This is a genomic window from Sphingomonas endophytica (assembly GCF_014199415.1).
In the GTDB taxonomy this organism is placed as follows: Bacteria; Pseudomonadota; Alphaproteobacteria; order Sphingomonadales; family Sphingomonadaceae; genus Sphingomonas; species Sphingomonas endophytica.
In genome coordinates, this window is the sequence record NZ_JACIJN010000006.1 from 97,516 (window position 1) to 112,044 (window position 14,529).

Genomic DNA, 14,529 nt, shown 5'->3' on the forward strand with positions numbered 1-14,529 from the left:
TCACCGATCCCCGGCGACCACCGCGGGTTCACCGCCGCTGACCGCGGTGCCAGCGGTGCGCGAGTCGGAAGATCCGCGGTCCGTCGACCAGATAGCGCCGCCACAGCCGTCCGGGCTGTGACGCAAGGCGGTGCGCCCATTCCAGGCCGAGCTTCTGCACCGCCAGCGGCGCGCGGCGTTGGCGCCCGGTGATGAAGTCGAGCGACGCCCCGATGCACAGTGCGCAGCCGTGCGCGCCGCCATCGGCAGCGATCCGCGCGGCGAGCACCTCCTGCTGCGGCGACCCGACCGCCAGAAGAAGGAAGCGCGCGCCGGAATCGCGCCCGAACGCCGTCGCCGCCGCCAGCGCCGTGGGGTCGCGCAGCATGCCCATCGGCGGCACATGCTGGACGAGGTCGAGCGCGGGGAACCGCGCGCGCAGCGCCGCCAGCAGCGCGGCGTCGCCGCCGATGATCGCGATCCGGTCACCCGGCTGCGCCACCTCGTCGAACAGCCGCACCGTCAGGTCGCTACCCGGCGCGAGCGGCAGCGCGATACCGTAGAAGCGCGCGAGCCGCGCCAGCACCCGGCTGTCGCACAGCGTCAGCGCCGCGCCGCGATAGGCCTGCCACAATTCGCGCCCGAGCGGCGCCCGCTCGCCGAGCGCCTCCAGCCGGACGAGATGGTCGACGTTCGGGGTCACGACGTAGCTGAACGGGGTCGCGGGCGTGATCCGCGCCAGCCATGCCGCCGCGGCGTCGGTGTCGAGCGGATCGAAGTCGATGCCGATGAACGGGCGGCGCACGGCTGGGGCGGGCTCAATAGGCATTTTTGTCGAACGCCAGATTGACGACCGTCTCGACCATGATGCGCAGGTCGAGCATCAGCGACCAATTGTCGATGTAATACCGGTCCAGCTCGACGCGGCGCTTGGCGCGATCGATCGTCTGGATCTCGCCGCGCAGCCCGCGCACCTGCGCCAGCCCGGTGATCCCCGGCTTGACGCGGTGCCGCGCCGCATAGCCGCGCACCGCGTCGAAATAATAATGGTCGCCGACCTTCATGTGCGTGGCGTGCGGGCGCGGGCCCACGATCGACATCTCGCCGCGCAGCACGTTCCAGATCTGCGGCAGTTCGTCGATGCTCAGCTTGCGGATCACCCGCCCGACCGGCGTGACGCGCGGATCGCCCTTGGTGGTGCGCGCCGCGCCGCTCACGTCCTGCCGGTCGGTGTACATCGACCGGAATTTCCAGACCATGATCTCGCGGTTGTTAAACCCGAAGCGCGGCTGCTTGAAGATCACCGGACCGCGGCTGGTCAGCTTGATCGCCGCGGCGGTCACCAGCAGCAAGGGTGACAGGAACACCAGCGCCAGCGTCGCGATAATGAAATCCTCGACGTCCTTCACGATCGTATTGCCGTCGCGCATCTGGCGCTGCCATAGCGTCAGGACCGGAATCTGCCCGACGAAATTCACCCGATAGTCGGGCGCCAGCGCGATCGCCTCGCGCGGGATCAGCGACACGTCGACCGCCACTTCGCTGAGCTTCTCGATGATGAGCTCGATCCGCTCGCGCGTCATGTCGGACAGCGCGATCAGCACCTGGTCGACCTCGCCGTCGCGCGCCATCGCGAGCAGTTCGGGAAAGCCGCCGATGAACGGCAGGTCGTCCACCACCACCGGCGCGGCGTCGCGGTTGTAATCGTCGGCCACCCCGACCAGCAGCAATTGCGGCAGCGCCTGCAGATCGAGCATCCGGCAGGTGCGGGTCAGCGTCTCCTTATCCGCACCGTACAGGACGACGCGCTGCCGGATCCGCCCGTTCGTGGCGAGCCGGCGTAGCGCGGCGCGCAGCACGAAGCGGCTGACGAACAGCAGCGCGACCACCGAACCGACATACGCGAGCGTCAGCCCGCGCGAAAATTCGTCCACCAGCCCGAATTGCCAGACGATCGCGCTGCTGAGCAGCGCCGACATCAGATAATCGACCGCCACCGCGGTGTCGCCGGATTGCAGGATCACGAACGAGTGGCTGTAGACGCCGCGCGACTGGCGGATCAGGAAAAAGGCGACCCCCGCGATGAAGCCCGCCGCGGTATGCACCCCCGGCACCACCGTCTGCTGAGCGATCACGGTATAGAGGATCACCGCGACCGGCGCGCTGACGAGCAGGCACAGCAGGTCGACCGCCACCACCATCGAGGGGATGACGTTCGACGTGAAGCGTCGTCCCTGCACCGTTCGCGAACCCGCCACCTGTTGCCGTCCCGACTCCCTCGGGTCGTTGCCGCCCCGCGCTACCATTGCGCCCGCGCTAACCGCTTTTGCTCAACAAATTGCTGCTGAAGATCCGCGAGTTCGTCCGAACGCCCGGCCTTGACGAGGAACGCGCGCAGCCCGTCGAACAGCGCCGGGTCCGCGCCTCCGATCGCCTGGATACCGGCGCGATAGGTGTTCTCGGCCAGTTGCGGCTGTCCGGCGAGGGCATAGGCGCGTGCGAGCCGCACGCGATCGTCGGCCGAGCGCGGCTTGCTGGCGACCAGCCGTTGCGCATCGAACACCGCCTGCCGCCCGCGCCCGGTGCGCAGGTAGAGATCGGTGCGCGCGCGCAGCGCCATGATATTTCCCTCGTCGAACGCCAGCACCGCGTCTAGCAGCTTGAGCGCCTCGGCATCGCGCCCCTGCATCGCCTGCGCCTGTGCCAGCAATGCCAGCGGCGCGGCGTTGGCGGCGGTGACCGGCAGCGACACCAGCGGCGCGACCAACGCCTCCGCCTCGCCCGCCTGCCCCGCCAGCATCAGGAAATAGGCATAGCGCATCTTGTCGGCGGTCGATGCCTGCGTCGCCAGTTGCCGCACCTCCGCCACCGCCGCGTCGCGCGGCTCGTACTGGAGCCAGAGTCCGAGGATGTCGATCAGCCGCCCCTCATGCCCTCCGCCGCTCGCCAGCGCATAGGTCAGCTCGTGCGCCGCCGCGCGCTCGCCGAGCCGGTAAAGCGTGCGCGCGTAGTTGACGCGCAGCGCCACGTCCTTGGGGCGCATCGCCAGCTCGCGGCTTTGCGCTTCCTTCTGCCCGGCGAGATTGCCGAACCGTCCGGACATGTCGCCGAGCGCGTCGAGCGCGGTCGCGTCGCTGGGATGGCCGGTGACGAAATCGCGCAACAGCGTCAGCGCGGCGTCGGGCTTGCCCAGCCCGGCGAGCGCGCGCGCCTTCAGGATCGTGGCATTGGTATCGTCGACCCGCGTCGCCAGCACCGCATCGGCATGTTTGAGCGCGGAATCATAATCGCGGTTGCGCAGCGCGACGAAGCCGAGCGTCGTTTGCGGTGCGGGGTCGTCGGGGCGCAGCAGCAGCACCTGCTTGGCATAACGCTGCGCATCCTCGGCATGGCCGCCGATCACCGCCAGATCGGCCAGCGCCTGCAACACCACCGGGCGGCTATGGTCCAGCTCGTTGGCGCGCAGATAGGCGTTGAACGCCCCCGAATAGTCGCCCAGCGCCAGTTCGACTCCGCCGAGCTGCTGCCAGTAGTCGGGGTTCGAGTCGTCGAAGCCGACCGCCTGCTGCATCGCCAGTCGTGCCATAACGGGATCGTTGTTGGCCATCGCGGCCTCGTAGACCGCGGCGAATTTGGCCGCGCGTTCCTCGCGCGAACGGCAACCGGCCAGCAGCGTCAACGCCATCGCCGCCGCGACGATCGCCCGCCTTTTCATTGCCCGTCGAACCGGGGTCCGCTTCACCGATGCCCCCCGCACAAGAATGCTGCCCATCCCCAACAATCTCGTACGTACTTCGTAAGGAAAATGCTGTAAGGCACCTGACGGTCAGCGCTTTACCCGATAAGGGACGGGCTGGCAAACGATGGAAGCGGCCATGTGCACGGCAGCGTCGCGGGCGCCGGCACGTCGGCATGGGGGAACGACATGAAGACCAAGCTTTTTTTGCGGCATCGGGCTGTTGCTGCTCCAGGCGACGCCGGCGCTGGCGCAACAGCCCGCCGCCGCCTCGGCGCGCGCTGCTGCCGCACCCGGCGCGCTGGTTCCGTATCGCATCAACCCCGGCGACGAACTCGAGATCTTCGTCTGGGGTGAGGAGCGGCTGCAACGGACCGAGCGCGTGCTGCCCGACGGCACCTTCTCCTTCCCGCTGGTCGGCAAGGTCGACGCGCTCAACGCGCTGCCGGGCGAGATCGAAGCGCGCATCACCAAAGGCCTGGAATCGCAGTATCGCACCGCGGTGCCGCAGGTCACGGTGTCGGTGAAGACGCCCGCCGGCCTGCAATTCTCGGTGCTCGGCAAGGTGCGCAGCCCCGGCTCGTTCAACCCCGGTCGCTACGTCAACGTGCTGGAGGCGCTCAGCTTCGCCGGCGGCCCCGCCGAGTTTGCGCAGCTCAGCAACGTCGTCATCATCCGCAAGACCGCGACCGGCGCACAGGCGATCCGCGTCCGGCTGAGCGACATCCTGAAGGGACAGGTGGCCGACGTCACCAACGAGACGCTGCCGCTGGTGCGCGGCGGCGACACGGTCATCGTTCCGTGATGTCGGGCAAAAGCATGACGCGCGGCGCCGCCGCGCTGCTGCTCGCCTCCACGACCGTCGCGCTGCCGCTCGCGCCCGCGGTCGCGCAGGAAACGCGCGTCGCGGTCGACGTGACCGCGGGCGGCGCCTATTCGACCAACCCGTTTCTGGTCCGTGACGGCGGTGAGGGCGCGGCCTCGACCGAGCTGGCGATCACCCCGCAACTCAGCTTCGTCGACGAACGCAACCAGGCGTCGCTGGTCGCGCGCTATCGCCGCAGCGACTATCTGACGCGCTACAGCGCGGCGGAGGCCTATGGCTTCAGCGCGCTCGCGCGCCGCGCGATGAGCGCCCGGCTCAATCTGCGCGCGGACGTCTCCTACGACAGTTCGATCATCGGGCAGAATGGTCTGGGTCTCGTCGGCGCCGTCAATCCCAATCCGATCCCCGGCCCCGATCTCGGCACGCCGGACATCTCGCTGATCGGGCTCAACCAGCGCCAGAATGCGGTCGCCGCGGCGTTCGGTGCCGACTATCGCCTCAGCACGCGGGACACCGTCACCGGGCAGGTCAGCATCAACCGCGTCAGCTATGGTGACGGCGGCAACGCCTTCCTGCTCTCTTCTCGGACCGCCGCCGCCACGATCGGCTACAGCCGTTCGCTGTCGGAGCGGCTGAGCGTCGGCGCGCAAGGGTCGGGAACGTGGATCGACTATGACAATCCCGGCTATTCGGGCCACACTTACGCGCCGCAGGGGACGCTGACCTACCAGCTCAGCCCGCGGGTGAACCTCTCGGGCGGTCTCGGGGCGGTCTTCGTCTCGTCCACCACGCCGGCCGGCACCGTCACCGCCACCGGCCTGTCGGCCAATTTCAACGGCTGCCGCGACGGCGGCCGCTCGGTGCAATGCCTGCGCGCCTATAGCGACGCGCAGCCGACCGGGCTTGGCGACGTGTCGCGGCGTTACGGGGCGGCGGCCGATTATTCCTATCAGCTGCGCGAGTTCGACGTCGTGCGGGCGTCGATCGAATATTCGCGGCTGAACACCACCTCCAACACCACCCTGCAGGCGCCGCGGACCGACTTCGTGAGCGGACAGGCCAGCTATGAGCGCAGCTTCACGCGCCGCATCTTCGCCGGTGCGTCGGTGGGCTACCGCCACGCCAACGGGCGCGGCTTCGGCAGTCCGTCCGACGTGACATTCCGGCTTTTCCTGCGAACCAGACTGGGCGACATCCGGTGAGTGACAGCGTAGACAACGACGACCAGCCCGCCGCCGGCGGCGGGTTCATCAACTACATCCCGCGAATCCTGTGGGAGCGCAAATGGTTCGTGATCGTGCCGTTCGTGCTGCTGTCGGTCGCGGGGATCGTGACCGCCTTCGCGCTGCCGCGCATCTATCGGTCCAGCGCGACGCTGCTCGTCGAATCGCAGGAACTGCCCTCGACGCTCGTCACCTCGCCGATCAACTCGATCATCGACCAGCGGATCGCCAAGATCCGTGAGCAGGTGCTCAGCCGTGGCGATCTGATCGCGCTGATCGAGCAGAACAACCTCTACGAGCAGGAGCGTCGGTCCAAGCCGCTGTCGTCGATCGTGACGCAGATGCAGGAAGCGACCAAGCTCGGAGCGGTCAGCGGCGACATCGGCGGCGGCGCGCAACAGGGCGGCACCAATACGATCGCTTTCACGATGAGCTACGATTACGCCGATCCTGCCAAGGCGCAGGCGGTGATGCAGAGCTTCGTCAGCCGCTTCCTCGAGATCGACGCCACCACCATGGCGGCGCAGGCGAACAATACGGTCGACTTCCTTCAGGATCAGTCGCGCAAGCTGACCGATCAGATCAACCAGATCGAGGGCCAGATCACCGCGATCAAGGCGCGCAACGGCAGCACGCTGGCCAGCGGCGGGATGGTGATGCCCGCCAATACCGGCAGCTACAGCGCGCAGATCGCACAGTTGCAGGGCGAGAACCGGCAGTTGATGGCGCAGGTCCAGCGCAGCGGCGGCAAGGACCCGATGGTCCAGCAGGCCGAATCGGCGCTGGTCGCGGCGCGTGCGGTGTTTGCGGAAAGCCACCCGGACGTGGTGCGCGCCAAGGCGCGGCTGCAACAGGCCAAGGAAATCGCCGCCTCGCAGGGGGGCAGCTCGGACAGCGCGCTGATCCAGAGCCAGATCCAGGCAAACAACGCGCAGATCGGCCAGCTCCAGCAATATCGCGCGTCTGACGAGGCCCGTGCCGCGGCCGGGATGGCCGCGCAATCGCGCGCGCCGGTGTTGCAGGAACAGGTATCGCAGCTCGAGGCCCGCGCCACGACGCTGCGCGACCAGCTTCGCGAGGTGTCGGGCAACGTGCTGCGCGCGCAGAATTCGGCGCGCATGGCGCAGGAGCAGAAGGGCGAGCGCCTGTCGGTGATCGACCCGCCCTCCGCGCCCGACAAGCCGGTGTCGCCGAACCGTCTGCTGCTGATCGGCGGCGGGATCGCGGGTGGTCTCGGGCTCGGCGTGGTGCTGGCGCTGGTGCTCGAATTCCTGCTGCGCCCGATCCGCGGCGTCGGGCAGATCCAGAGCCTGGGACTGGAGCCGCTGGCGCTGGTGCCGACCTTCGTCGCCGACCTGCCGCCCGGTGCGAAAAAGCGCCGTGGTTTCTTCCGCCTGCCGGCGCTGCGCCGGCGGCGGCGCGCCGACGCCGAACCGCAGGGGGCGCTGTGATGACCGAGAATGTGATGACCAAGATCGCCAGCGACCTGCGCCCCGAAACCCCGCTGCCGACCTTGCAGGAGGCGCAGCAATTCGCCTGGTCGGCTGCGCTGGCGAAGCAGCGCGGCATTTACGGGTTCGACAGCCGCGACGTGCGCTCGCGTCCGTTCAACCTGCTGCGCTCGCGGCTGCTCAAGCTGCACCGGAACAAGGGCTGGCGGCTGTTCGGGATCGTTTCGGCGACCCCGGCGGTGGGCAAGTCGTTCATCGCGACCAATCTTTCGGCGGCGCTGTCGCGCACGCCCGGCATCGACACGACGCTGGTCGACCTCGACCTGCGCCGGGGATCGATCGCGGCCAATTTCGGGCTGACCGTCGAGCGCGGGATGCGCGATTTCCTCGAAGGCACGATCCCCGCGCTCGGCGACATCGCGGTCCACCCCGAGGGCGAGCGGCTGGTGATCCTGCCGACCGATAACGCCCCGGCGCGCTCGGCCGAATTGCTGTCGTCGCCGCGGATGGACGCGATGGTCGCCGCGATGCGTGCGCGCCCGACGCACAGCATCTTCCTGTGCGACCTGCCGCCGGTGTTCGCCAATGACGATGCGACGATCGTGACGACCAAGCTCGATGCGTTCATCCTGATCGTCGAGGAAGGCCGCACCACGCGCAAGCAGATCCAGGACGCGCTGCACGTCCTCGATCAGGCGCCGTGCGCGGGCGTCGTGCTCAACCGCTTCGACGGCGGGTTGCTGACCGACAATTACGGCTATGGCTATGGCGCGGGCTATAGCGACTATTACAACAAATAGGCCGGTCGGCGGGCGTCCGCGCGACGCCCGCCCCGCTCATCGCAGCACCTGCTCGGCGTCGACCAGCCGCACGTCGTGCATCTGGTTCAGATAGGCCTCGTAATAGCCCTTGTGCGACGCGCCGACGATCGCCAGCAGCCGTTTGCCCGGTTGCCGCCCCAGCACGTCGCGGATATTGGCGACCATCCGCAGATTGCGCGTCTCCCAATAGCCCAGATACATGCGCCCGAAACGCTGCGCGGACGGTTCGAGGAAGGTCGCCCCGAAATCGCTGCGATAGGCAAGCTCCTGCGCCCGCGGTGAATTGTACGCGCGGTACAGCGCCATCACGCCGCCGGGCTGTGCCACGCCTTTTTCCAGCGGATCGGTGAACGCCTGTCGCTCGCGCACGGCGGGGTTATCCCACGCCCGCGCGATCACCTCCCCGAAGCCGGGTGCATCCGGTGCGTCGGCGCTGTGATCGTCGACGCCGTAAATCCGCTCCAGCCCGAGCCGCACCGCCAGCGCGACCCCGATCCATTCGGTCTCGCCGGGCCGCGCCCACCGCCGCGCGAGTTCGGCGAGCATCGCGGCATCCAGTCCGTCCCCGGCGCGCCGTTCGTCCTCCGGCAACCGCCGCCATTGCACCGCAGCCGAAGCGGGCTCGCCCGCCGCAAGGAACAGCGCCGCCAGCCGTCGCCGTTGCGCCGCGGTCGGCGTGGCCGGCCATGTCGCGAGCATCTGCTCCGCCGCCGCATTGGCCGCCGGCACGTCGAGCCCCAAAGCCTTTCCCCATGCCGCGGGATCGGGACAATAGGTCTCGACGCTGTCGGCATAGCGCGACGGGTAGCGCCGCAGCGAATCGCATTGCAGCCCCGACAGATCCTCGGTCGCGATCACCTCCGGCCGCCATGTCGCGAGCCGGTCGAGCAACGGCACGAGCGCCTCGCGGCGCAGCGTCCGAAACGAGGAGAGATGCGTGGTGCCGAGCACCAGCACCTGGTTGAGCGGACCGGGCGGCGGGCCCTTGCGCCGCTCCGGGTGGAAGGTCGGGGCATAATCCTGCGCCGCCGCAGCGATCGGGACGCTGCCCGCCACCAGCGCGGTGATCCCGCGCGTCAGTCTCGTCACGATCCGCATCATGTCCCCCGGATTATCCAAGGTGTATTATGCAGATCATACGCATGGCGGCAAGCCGCCATGAAGACGGGCCGGCATCGCTGCCGGCCCGGTTCCGCTTACTTCTTCGCCGCGCCCGCCGCCGGGGTCGCATTCGCGACCGGCGCATAGCCCGGCTGATATTCGATCTTCGCAGTCGAGCGCAGCTGCTTCACGTCGGCCGCCAGCCCGTTGCGGGTGTTCTGCTGACGCAGCGCCGCCATCGCCGCCTTGCGCATGTCGTCCTGCGACATCTGCACCGGCTCACGCCCGACGATGACGTTGGCGTAGAGCTTGCCATTGGCGGGCAGCACGAACGGCTCGGTCGCGGGCAGCGCGAAGATGCGCTTCAGCGCGTCGGCCGGCACGCTGGCCGTATCGAGGCGCCCGCTGGTGCGCGTGAACGGGATCTTCAGCCGCGTCAGCGTCGCCGCCACCGCGTCGAGCGAATGCGCATCCGCCAGCGGTGCCAGCGCCTTGGGATCGGACGGCGCCTCGATCGCGATCTGCTGGAGCGCGAGGATCTGGCGCTGGCCGAACTGATACGGGTTCTGCGCGATGAAGGCATCGACCGCGGCCTGATCGGGCAGCTTCTGGCTGCCGGCCTGCCGCTCGGCGTTCATCGCGATCAGCAGCTCGTCGGTCAGGCGGCGCTGACGGCTCAGGAACTCCGGCGACTTGTCGACGCCGTTCTTGCGCGCGGCCTGCGCGAGCAGGCGACGGTCGATCAGCCCCTGCAGCAGTTGCTGACGCGCCAGCTTCTGGTCGGCGCTCGGCGGAACGTTGGCCATCTGCAACTCGCCGTTCAGCTCGCCGGCCGAAATCTCCTCGCCGTTGACCACGGCGACGCTTTGCCCGGTCGGCTTGCGATCGCAGGCCGCGGTGACGAGCGCCAGGGCGGTCACGGCCAGCAATGAACCACGCTTAAACATCTGATTCCCCCTGTGTCACTTCGGTATTGCAGCGTTACTAGCACCCGCCGGACAAATCCTGTAGTGCCTCTTGGCGGTAATTGGGAACCTTGCATGGAAACGGTTTACGATTGGGTCACCCTGGCCATTTTCGCCGGCCTCGTCGTGCTGTTCCTGCAGCGTTCGATGGCGGACGATCATCAGGATTCGATGATCGCCTATCTCGCCGGCGCCGCGATGTGCGCGCTCGCCAACTATCTTGGCAATGGCGGGCATGACCTGCTGGCCAGCCTGCTGATCGTCGCCAATCTCGTCTTCATCCTGCTGGTGCTCAAGCCGATCGAGCTGCCGCGCCGGTCCTGACCGCGCGGCGCGGCGCTTTTCAGCGCGCGTCGATGTCGAGGAAGCGCCGCACGTCGGGCGGGACGGAGGCGAACATCGCCTGCACGAAACGCGTCAGCGTCGCCATTCCCGCCTCGCGATCGGCGGTCAGCGCCGACACGCGCACCAGCACCGCGTCGGGCACGTCGCCCTTCAGATTGGCGCGCGCCACCGACCAGCGCTGCCGCACCCAGGTGAGCGGCATGTCCTCGCCGACCCGCGTCCAGTAGAGCAATTGCTCGGTGCGGTCGTCGGCCGTCGCGGTGATCGCGGTCGCCTCCAGCCGGCTGCCCGGCAGCGCGACCGGCAGCACGTCGCGCCCCACCAGCGTGAAGCCGCCGGCGGGATAGCAATATTCCGGCCGGTGCACCTGCAACACACCGGTCTGCCCGCCGCTCTGCGCGATCAGCAGCATCACCGGCAGCTCATCGGCCGCGACATAGACGCGCGTCATGAGCTGCGAATAGAGCGCGTCCTTGAGCTGATCGGCGGGCGGCACGACCAGCCCGCTCTTTGAATAGAATTCCCACGCGCCGATCCTCTGCGGGATCAGCTTGTCGATCTTGCGATCGCCCAACAGGTCGATGTTGTGGTGCGGCACGCGCGCGATCGCGGTGCCGGCGGTCACCAGGAATGCACCGCCGAGGATCGCCTGGCGCCGGCTCAGCACGGGCGCGTCGTGCGCGTGATCAGTCGTCGTCATGGCCATTCCCCAAAGCGCGGCGCAGCGGCGCGGCCAGCCCGTCGATCGCGAAGATCGTCAGCACCGAGATCAGGAACATCACCAGCCCCGCGAAATCGTGCGCGAAGCCCTGAGCGGCGGCGTCGCCGAAATAATAAGTGATGAGGATCAACAGGATCACGCGGACGAAATTGGCGAACACCGCGATCGGGATGATCGTCAGCATCAACAGCGCGCTGTAGCGCCAGTTGGCGTGGTGCCGGACGTAAATGTAGAACAAGCAGATGGCGGTCAGGCTGATGATCGAGTTCAGCCCCGCGCAGGCCGCCGCGACCAGCAGGTCATATTGCGCGATCTGAATCGACACGCCCGAGCTGCCGATCGGATAACCGAGCGCATAGAGCAGGTTCACCGCCTGTTCGGAGATCGCGATCTTGATCGGCTGGGTGATGATCGCCACCGCCTGATCGGGCGGCGGGAAGACGAAGCCGAGATAGAAGAGCGGGAACCACAATTCGCGCAGCACCGGCCCGCCGAACAGCAGATAGCCGGTCCCCAGCAGCGCGCCGTAGAAGGCGAAGGCCTCGACCTCGATGATGCCGGTGATATGCGCGAACAGATAAGCGAGCAGGCACAAGGCGACGAACCCGCCACCGAGCCACGCATTGCCGGCCTCGCGCAGCCGCAGCGCCCCCGGCACCTCGCGCCACATCAGCCACAGCCCGGTCGCCAGCACCAGCGGACCATGCCCGCCCTGCTCGGTGGACCAGCTGACGCGCGCGACGGTGAGCATGGTGGGAATGCCGAGCGCGACGATCCCGGCGATCAGCAGCCAGGCGGACGCCGACAGCTTCGGCCACCGCAATGGCGCGGCGCGGCGTCGCGACGGCTTGCGGTCCGCAGCCTCCCATGTTCCGACGGCTTCGTTGTTCACCTTGTCTGCTTCCGACGCGCGGGCACAATCCTGGCTGGCACCGGCGCCCCTTCCGGCCTGCTCCTTCTAGACATTCCGCCCCCTTGCTGCAACCGACGCGACGTGGCGGCCATGACGTCGCCTCCCGTCGCGGGACGCCCGGTTATGGCGCTATCTTCCTCAAGGTCCGGTAAACTGTTGCCGTGGCATGGCGGAGAACCGCCCGAGCGCCTACACGCGGAGGCGGCGGATCTGGGGCAGACGAAGGGGTGCGGCAATGGAGGTGATCGCGACGATCGTGGCGGTGGCGCTCGCCGTACCGCTCGTGGTGCTGACGGCGGCGTTCGCGATCGAGGTGATCGCCGGGCTGCGCACGCTGCGCGCGCCCGCCGCGACGCTTGGCGCCGAAGGACCGGTGGTCATCGTCATGCCCGCCAACGACGAGGCGGCGGTCATCACGCGCACGCTGACGCTGCTCGCCGCCGAGCTGCCCGACGGGTTTCGCGTGCTGGTGGTGGCGGACAATTGCACCGACGATACCGCCACGCTCGCCGAACAGGCCGGCGCCGCGGTGCTGCGGCGCGACGATCCTTCGCAACGCGGCAAGGGCTTCGCGCTCGCTTTCGCCCGCGATCACCTCGCGGCGCAGCCCGCGCCGTGTGCGGTGGCGATCGTGCTCGACGCCGATTGCACGATCGACCGCGCCTCGCTGACCGCGCTGGCCGCCGCCGCGCGCCGCACGCCCGCGCAGGCCAGTTACCTGATGCGCCCGGAACGCGACGCTGCGCCAATGGTGCAGGTGTCGAACTTCGCCTTCGCCATCAAAAATCTCGTCCGCCAGCGCGGGCTCCAGCGGCTGGCCGGTCGCGTCAACCTGACCGGCACCGGCATGGCGTTCCCGTGGCCAGTCTTCCGCGACGCGCCGCTGGCGACCGACGATATCGTCGAGGACCTCGCGCTCGGCCTCGACCTCGCGCAGCGCGGCACGCCGCCACGCTTCGCCGCCGGCGCGACCGTGTGGAGCGCCGCGAGCAGCGCCGAGGGTACGCTCAGGCAACGCACGCGTTGGGAAGGCGGCTTCATCGCCACCTCGCGTCGCCACGCGCTGCCCGCGATCGCCGCCGGGCTGCGCCGCGGCGATCTTCGCGCGATTTGGGCGGGGATCAGCCTTGCGGTGCCGCCGCTGACGTTGCTGCTGCTGCTCGATGCGCTCGGGCTGATTGCGCTCGGCGTCCTGGCGCTGATCGGCGCGGCGGCGTGGCCGGCGTTGCTGCTCGGCGCGTTGCTGCTGCTCGCGCTTGCCGCGCTGGTGGCGGCCTGGGCGCGGGTCGGGCGGCCGTTCCTGTCCGGCGCAGCGGCGGTGCGGCTGCCGCTCTACATTCTGTGGAAGATCCCGCTCTACCTCGGGCTTGCGCGCAAGCGGCCGACCGACTGGCTGCGCGCCGGGCGCTAGACCGCCGCCGGCACACGCCGCCGTTCGAGGCGCTTGCCCAGCGCAATCATCGGATGCTCGAACCGGAAGGTCGAGAGATGCGCGGCGGCGAAGGTCGCGGCGAACAGCAGCGGACGCTTGGCATAGCGCACCAGCGTGTCGCCGCTGCCGAGCCACGTCGCCGACAGCATCCCGTGGAACACGTACACCGCATAGGACACTTCGGCGATGTAGCGCGCCGGCCGGGAGGCGAAGAGCGCGCGCATCCAGCGCGGCGCCGCGACGATCGACGTGCCGATCGCCGCCGCGGCCAGATACGGCCGGAGGTAATTGAGCGCCCCGGTCGTCTCGTTCGCCGCCGCCAGCGCCAGCGCCAGCAGCATCAGCGGCAGCCACACCGGCAACGCGCGCCGCACCGGTGCCGCGACCAGCCGCGCATGCAGCAGCGCCAGCGTCGCTCCCGCCAGGATCTCGTCGATTCGCTGCCAGGTGTAATTGCTCATCAACGCGCCGTCCGCGACGCGCCCCAGCGTCACCGCGACGCACAGCACCGGCAACGCCCACAGGCCGCGCGCACCGCCAACAGCGACGATCAGCGCTACCGTCAGGTAGAATTGCACCTCGACGCACAGGCTCCAAAGATGCTCGCCGCCGTGGAGCAGCCGCACCGGCGGCAGGTTGGCGACGAACAGCAGGTTGGCGAGCATCGTCTGCATGTCGGCGCGCGTCGCGATCGTCAGGATCAGCATCGCCAGCCACGCCAGCGGCACGATCCGGAACAGCCGCCGGATCAGAAAGGCGCGCACGTCGGGACGATGCAGCATGAACTGCGTGATCAGGAACCCCGACAGCGTGAAGAACAGCGCCATCCCGGTCCCCGCCACCGCCGCGTTCATACCCCAGCGATGCGGCCCGAGCGGCAGCAGATGCCCGGCCAGCACCAGCAGGATGCTGAGCGCGCGCCAGCCGTCGAGGATCGGGATCCGCTGCATATCCAAGTTCCATAACAGTGTTTGCGCAAGGCGTAACGCCTCCTTAGTAGCCGGGAACTAACGGTT

The 14,529-nt window shown here is 68.7% G+C and carries 14 protein-coding genes; 6 read left to right on the forward strand and 8 right to left on the reverse strand.

Translation table 11 applies throughout. The annotated features are described in order from the left end of the window. Nucleotides 1-28: 28 nt before the first annotated feature. The 3 genes from FHS97_RS10270 to FHS97_RS10280 are packed head-to-tail and all read right to left on the reverse strand — an operon-like array spanning nt 29 to nt 3,694. Nucleotides 29-784 (reverse strand): WecB/TagA/CpsF family glycosyltransferase, encoded by a 756-nt coding sequence (locus FHS97_RS10270; RefSeq protein WP_343053425.1) that lies wholly within the window; start codon nt 782-784, stop codon nt 29-31. A gap of 13 nt (nt 785-797) precedes the next feature. After that, nucleotides 798-2,237 (reverse strand): undecaprenyl-phosphate glucose phosphotransferase, encoded by a 1,440-nt coding sequence (locus FHS97_RS10275; RefSeq protein WP_343053426.1) that lies wholly within the window; start codon nt 2,235-2,237, stop codon nt 798-800. Nucleotides 2,238-2,278: 41 nt separating this feature from the next. Continuing rightward, the gene (locus FHS97_RS10280) at nt 2,279-3,694 is read right to left on the reverse strand and encodes a tetratricopeptide repeat protein (protein ID WP_184036810.1); all 1,416 of its coding nucleotides are present in this window, start codon (nt 3,692-3,694) and stop codon (nt 2,279-2,281) included. A gap of 244 nt (nt 3,695-3,938) precedes the next feature. On the opposite strand from FHS97_RS10280, the gene FHS97_RS10285 reads away from it, so the two are divergent. Genes FHS97_RS10285 through FHS97_RS10300 form a run of 4 tightly spaced genes read left to right on the forward strand, consistent with a single transcriptional unit; the run spans nt 3,939 to nt 8,015 of the window. Beyond that, nucleotides 3,939-4,520, forward strand: coding sequence for a polysaccharide biosynthesis/export family protein (locus FHS97_RS10285; protein ID WP_246346588.1), 582 nt, complete (start codon nt 3,939-3,941; stop codon nt 4,518-4,520). 14 nt (nt 4,521-4,534) lie between these two features. Continuing rightward, a complete protein-coding gene (locus tag FHS97_RS10290; RefSeq protein WP_184036813.1) occupies nt 4,535-5,743 on the forward strand; it encodes a hypothetical protein in 1,209 nt (402 codons plus the stop codon). Further along, complete coding sequence (locus FHS97_RS10295) at nt 5,740-7,215, forward strand: Wzz/FepE/Etk N-terminal domain-containing protein (protein ID WP_184036815.1); 1,476 nt, start codon at nt 5,740-5,742, stop codon at nt 7,213-7,215. Before FHS97_RS10290 ends, FHS97_RS10295 begins: the two co-directional genes overlap by 4 nt. Next, nucleotides 7,215-8,015 (forward strand): CpsD/CapB family tyrosine-protein kinase, encoded by an 801-nt coding sequence (locus FHS97_RS10300; protein WP_184036818.1) that lies wholly within the window; start codon nt 7,215-7,217, stop codon nt 8,013-8,015. The genes FHS97_RS10295 and FHS97_RS10300 overlap by 1 nt, the downstream gene beginning before the upstream one ends. A 36-nt stretch (nt 8,016-8,051) precedes the next feature. Here FHS97_RS10300 and FHS97_RS10305 read toward each other — a convergent pair whose 3' ends face one another. Together FHS97_RS10305 and FHS97_RS10310 are read right to left on the reverse strand one after the other, a co-directional pair. Next, a complete protein-coding gene (locus tag FHS97_RS10305; protein ID WP_246346607.1) occupies nt 8,052-9,134 on the reverse strand; it encodes a DUF5694 domain-containing protein in 1,083 nt (360 codons plus the stop codon). A gap of 98 nt (nt 9,135-9,232) precedes the next feature. Then, on the reverse strand, nt 9,233-10,084 hold the full coding sequence (locus tag FHS97_RS10310; RefSeq protein WP_184036825.1) for a SurA N-terminal domain-containing protein: 852 nt from the start codon (nt 10,082-10,084) through the stop codon (nt 9,233-9,235). A gap of 93 nt (nt 10,085-10,177) precedes the next feature. Between FHS97_RS10310 and FHS97_RS10315 the strand changes: the two genes are divergently transcribed. Then, on the forward strand, nt 10,178-10,426 hold the full coding sequence (locus FHS97_RS10315; RefSeq protein WP_184036828.1) for an XrtV sorting system accessory protein: 249 nt from the start codon (nt 10,178-10,180) through the stop codon (nt 10,424-10,426). Nucleotides 10,427-10,445: 19 nt separating this feature from the next. On the opposite strand, the gene epsI is transcribed toward FHS97_RS10315, so the two are convergent. Together epsI and xrtV are read right to left on the reverse strand one after the other, a co-directional pair. Then, the gene (gene epsI, locus FHS97_RS10320; protein ID WP_184036831.1) at nt 10,446-11,147 is read right to left on the reverse strand and encodes an exosortase-associated protein EpsI, V-type; all 702 of its coding nucleotides are present in this window, start codon (nt 11,145-11,147) and stop codon (nt 10,446-10,448) included. After that, nucleotides 11,134-12,060, reverse strand: coding sequence for an exosortase V (gene xrtV / locus FHS97_RS10325; protein ID WP_184036836.1), 927 nt, complete (start codon nt 12,058-12,060; stop codon nt 11,134-11,136). The genes epsI and xrtV overlap by 14 nt, the downstream gene beginning before the upstream one ends. 256 nt (nt 12,061-12,316) lie before the next feature. Between xrtV and FHS97_RS10330 the strand changes: the two genes are divergently transcribed. Further along, complete coding sequence (locus FHS97_RS10330; RefSeq protein WP_184036840.1) at nt 12,317-13,492, forward strand: glycosyltransferase family 2 protein; 1,176 nt, start codon at nt 12,317-12,319, stop codon at nt 13,490-13,492. Here the strand turns inward: FHS97_RS10330 and FHS97_RS10335 are convergent. Continuing rightward, nucleotides 13,489-14,463, reverse strand: coding sequence for an acyltransferase family protein (locus FHS97_RS10335; RefSeq protein ID WP_184036843.1), 975 nt, complete (start codon nt 14,461-14,463; stop codon nt 13,489-13,491). The two genes, FHS97_RS10330 and FHS97_RS10335, sit on opposite strands and share 4 nt — an antisense overlap. Nucleotides 14,464-14,529: the final 66 nt, after the last annotated feature.

Excerpts from the sequence above, each read along its gene's own strand:
- FHS97_RS10280 (WP_184036810.1), bottom strand. The coding sequence starts at position 3,694 with ATGAAAAGGCGGGCGATCGTCGCGGCGGCGATGGCGTTGACGCTGCTG.
- FHS97_RS10290 (WP_184036813.1), top strand. The coding sequence starts at position 4,535 with ATGACGCGCGGCGCCGCCGCGCTGCTGCTCGCCTCCACGACCGTCGCG.
- FHS97_RS10300 (WP_184036818.1), top strand. The coding sequence starts at position 7,215 with ATGACCGAGAATGTGATGACCAAGATCGCCAGCGACCTGCGCCCCGAA.
- FHS97_RS10305 (WP_246346607.1), bottom strand. The coding sequence starts at position 9,134 with ATGCGGATCGTGACGAGACTGACGCGCGGGATCACCGCGCTGGTGGCG.
- FHS97_RS10310 (WP_184036825.1), bottom strand. The coding sequence starts at position 10,084 with ATGTTTAAGCGTGGTTCATTGCTGGCCGTGACCGCCCTGGCGCTCGTC.
- FHS97_RS10315 (WP_184036828.1), top strand. The coding sequence starts at position 10,178 with ATGGAAACGGTTTACGATTGGGTCACCCTGGCCATTTTCGCCGGCCTC.
- epsI (WP_184036831.1), bottom strand. The coding sequence starts at position 11,147 with ATGACGACGACTGATCACGCGCACGACGCGCCCGTGCTGAGCCGGCGC.
- FHS97_RS10330 (WP_184036840.1), top strand. The coding sequence starts at position 12,317 with ATGGAGGTGATCGCGACGATCGTGGCGGTGGCGCTCGCCGTACCGCTC.
- FHS97_RS10335 (WP_184036843.1), bottom strand. The coding sequence starts at position 14,463 with ATGCAGCGGATCCCGATCCTCGACGGCTGGCGCGCGCTCAGCATCCTG.